Below are 3,354 nucleotides of genomic sequence, written 5' to 3'. Positions count from 1 at the left end.
GCGATCTCAACCCCAAGGCGTTGACTTGAAATCGCACTTCAGTGCAGCGCTCCGCTTTGCTCCTGATCTGGTTCACCCACAGATGAACTCATCAACGCCAATCTTGCCTACCTCTTGGTCAGGCTTAACTTTTCGTGAAGGAGAAGACGAAGTTGGTGTTTACAACTTTTCCAGACATCGAGGTTGCCCCCGCAGTCCCTGAGAGCACGATGGCTTGATTGCCATTGAACTTCTCCAGCTTAATTTGAATGGTATTGCCTTGTTTGGTGGCACTGAGGCTACCTTTTTGCAACGGACCGTCCTGTCCATCCAGTTGCCAAGTGCCTTGATAGGTGGAATCCTTGCCTGTCATCTTGAGAGTCAGATAGGACAAAGCATCATCGCCCGCCGCATGAATATTGCCTTGCCAAGAGCCGTTGAGGAACAGAGGAGCCGTGAACCGCGCCAGACTGGGTGACTGAACCGTGGGTGAAACGGCGGTCAGTCCGGGTTGAATGGTTTGGACACCTGCTTGAACGGGGTTCACCGTTAAAGCTAGACCACTGGTGAGGGTTGTGATCAGGGTTGCTAGAGCGAGGGTCTGTTTTGAGAAGTACATAGCGGGTGTCCTGGTTAAAGAGATTGACTGGGCAGTAGACCACGGGAAGTTGTTCTACTGCTCTCTGATAGGGAGGACTTGCAGCGGTTATGCACCAGAGAGCTTAGTGAGTGAAAACTCTCGTGCGGCTGGCGGCAGACTCGCTGACACTGTTGGCGAAATATTGCTTAACACTTGAAAGTCTTGAAGCTTCGCTTATTTTGCACTTTTTATATCCGTCTCTCGGTTCAAGCCCTCCACTGCTCATTTCACCCGAGAGCCAGCGATCCCTATAAATCTCTCAAAACAACCTTGAAGGTAGAGATTGACGAAGCCGCTTGGGAATCCTTGTATAGTGACACCCCTCGTCCGTTCACAAAACCCAAGTCAGGACGCATTCGCGAGTCAGAGATCCTGTTTGATGGGCGGCAATCGCTGAAAGCTGCCATCGTATTTCAGGATTTACAGCCTGATCAATCGCAGGTGTTATCCCTCTTTTGTTACTTCAATGAGAGAGAAGGCGCTGAAGTGTTATCAAACTGCCACTAGCTGCGGGGTTGGAAGAATGCGAAACGCATCCATCCAATCCATCAACTGATGCAATCCCCGTTTGAGTCCGGGCGTGGGAAAGACCTGTAACCAGACTTCTAGCATCCCCCAACACCAATAGGGTTGCAGCAGTAATCGTAAATTGTTCAGTGCACCTTTCCAAGTGACTCCTGATTCCCAATCAGGATGGTGACTAAAGGGCAAAACCTGGGGTGCGACATCTTCTGTTGGCGTTGAGTGTTGCTGATACTGCTTGAAGTGTTCGGCGTGTAGGCTCACCAGTAAGTAAGCACTGAACACTAACTCCCACCAACGCTCAATACTTTTGTAATCCGTTAAGCGATGATCGTGCCAGCCCAATTCCTGCTTCACCTGTCTGAACCCGTATTCAATCCAGGTTCTTAGACTGTATTGCGCCGCAATGCTCAACAGGATATCTCCCTCTAGATTCGTCATGATGAACCAACTATCGGCTTTGTCGGGGTCTGACGTGCTGCCCTTGGTGATTTGGTAGTAGCGCACGTTGCGACGATGACCGAAGATGATTTCGCGCAGATGCCGACGTTCAGTGGGACGCTCCTGCAAGGGCTGGTCATAGGCGCGCCACCGGTTGTAGCGTACCCTTTGCCCCTTTGCCATCAGCACTCCATGATTTGAGCGAATCGCCACAATGTACGGCAACTGCAATTGCTCCAGACATCGGATCACTGCTTCACTTTCGCCATACAAGCTATCGGCTAACACCCGCTCAATCACCAATCCCAGGGCTTTGATCTGCTGAATCATTCCGACTGCTATCTGAGGTTTGCTCTGATACTCGTCTGGAGTTTTGAGCCGAGATTTCGGTTTGTAGATCTGAAATAGCAAGGGGTAAGTGATGCTATCGACCACCGCATACGCATTGACGCTGACCATCCCATTGGCAGTTTTGCCTAAGTTGCCGATGTACTGCTTTGCCACATAGTCGGTGGCTTCTCCTTTCTTCACATCGCCCGTTTCATCGATGCACAAACTGATGGGACGAGTGCCAATTTGTTGTTGAATTAGGCGCAGGCGAATCGCTCGGACTTGTGCCACGTCCCACACCCCATCGCGTAAAAAGTGATGCAAACTTTGTCCGTCTTTCAGTCCACTGAGTTTGGCGATTTCTGGTAACGTTTTGCGCGGCAGCGGGCTGATCATTCCCACATGCAGCCACTTGAAGCATTCATACGAGCGCACATCCTCAAACACCGAGCGGTACAACCAACAATACTCGTCCACGAAGCCCACCGTTGCAACAGGGTGTCGGAGTGTCATGATTTCAACTTAAACACAGCAATTTCTAGCTTAATTTGTTCTCATTGAAGTAACAAAAGAGGGGTTATACTCATCACGGCTAAAAAGTGGACTTTTAGCTTTTCCTCTTCCATCTACGATAGGATGAGGCAATTCCCCTCTGAGCAATCGGGACCGTTGTGAGCATGATTCGGATTGAATTTACTGAGCAAATGGTCAGGGAATTGAACTACGAACGGTATCATCACCCCCACCCAAAAGTGCAACAAAAGATGGAAGTGTTGTATTTGAAAAGTCAAAAGTTGGCTCACCAAAACATCCGCCGACTGTGCAATATTTCCAAAACAACCCTAACGGTCTATCTCAAGCAGTATCTAGCGGGTGGGATTGAGCGGCTCAAACGTTTAGATTATCAGGGGCAACCCAGCGATTTGAATCAACACATCGCGAGTGTGGAAACCTACTTTAGCTCAGATCTTGCACCAGTCTCAACAAGGGGTTGCCAAAAAGCTCAAAGTCTGAAAGAAAGGGCGTAGAAACATTTCAATGGGACGGTTATGGAAACCATCTTGGAACACGCCCAAGGATTAGTGTACGCTCTACTCGGATTGATGCCTAGTTCCGATCAGAAAACCAGCTTCAGTGCGCTACTCGGACTGTTTTTAGATGCGTCCGGTCATGCTTTGCCCCAACATTGCCCGATAAAATCTGCCAGTGCGTTGAGTCGATTTCTAAATATCTATGGGTGGTCTACCCGGTCGGTGCTGCGAACCACTCGCCAAACGGTGCTGAAACAGATGGCACAGCATCTATCCCGTTCTGACAGTCCGCTGAAAGTGATCATTGACTTAACAACGCTACCGAAGTGCGGCGAGTTTCGGCATCTGGGCGACCCGACGGAGGATGGAGCAAAGCCCAACCCCTGGGTGCGAGTCCTCAACGGCAAGCGG

At 49.9% G+C, this 3,354-nt stretch carries 3 protein-coding genes and 2 pseudogenes; 3 read left to right on the top strand and 2 right to left on the bottom strand.

All coding sequences use genetic code 11. The annotated features are described in order from the left end of the window. Positions 1 to 124: 124 nt before the first annotated feature. Positions 125 to 598 (bottom strand): hypothetical protein, encoded by a 474-nt coding sequence (locus BRW63_RS26760; protein ID WP_073075347.1) that lies wholly within the window; start codon positions 596 to 598, stop codon positions 125 to 127. A 183-nt stretch (positions 599 to 781) separates the two neighbouring features. Between BRW63_RS26760 and BRW63_RS26755 the strand changes: the two genes are divergently transcribed. Continuing rightward, positions 782 to 1,126 (top strand): hypothetical protein, encoded by a 345-nt coding sequence (locus tag BRW63_RS26755; RefSeq protein WP_106254218.1) that lies wholly within the window; start codon positions 782 to 784, stop codon positions 1,124 to 1,126. Here BRW63_RS26755 and BRW63_RS26750 read toward each other — a convergent pair. Continuing rightward, entirely contained in the window at positions 1,112 to 2,425 is a 1,314-nt protein-coding gene (locus BRW63_RS26750; RefSeq protein WP_073075345.1) for an IS701 family transposase, read from the bottom strand. The genes BRW63_RS26755 and BRW63_RS26750 overlap by 15 nt on opposite strands. Before the next feature lie 164 nt (positions 2,426 to 2,589). Here BRW63_RS26750 and BRW63_RS26745 point away from each other — a divergent pair. Together BRW63_RS26745 and BRW63_RS26740 are read left to right on the top strand one after the other, a co-directional pair. Further along, positions 2,590 to 2,871, top strand: a pseudogene (locus tag BRW63_RS26745) (helix-turn-helix domain-containing protein); the annotation flags it as partial. A 90-nt stretch (positions 2,872 to 2,961) separates the two neighbouring features. After that, positions 2,962 to 3,354: pseudogene (locus tag BRW63_RS26740) on the top strand (IS701 family transposase); the annotation flags it as partial.

This window comes from Phormidesmis priestleyi ULC007, assembly GCF_001895925.1.
Classification (GTDB): Bacteria; Cyanobacteriota; Cyanobacteriia; order Leptolyngbyales; family Leptolyngbyaceae; genus Phormidesmis_A; species Phormidesmis_A priestleyi_A.
The sequence above is the reverse complement of the archived record's forward strand: the minus strand, read 5'-3'. Positions and strand labels throughout refer to the sequence as shown.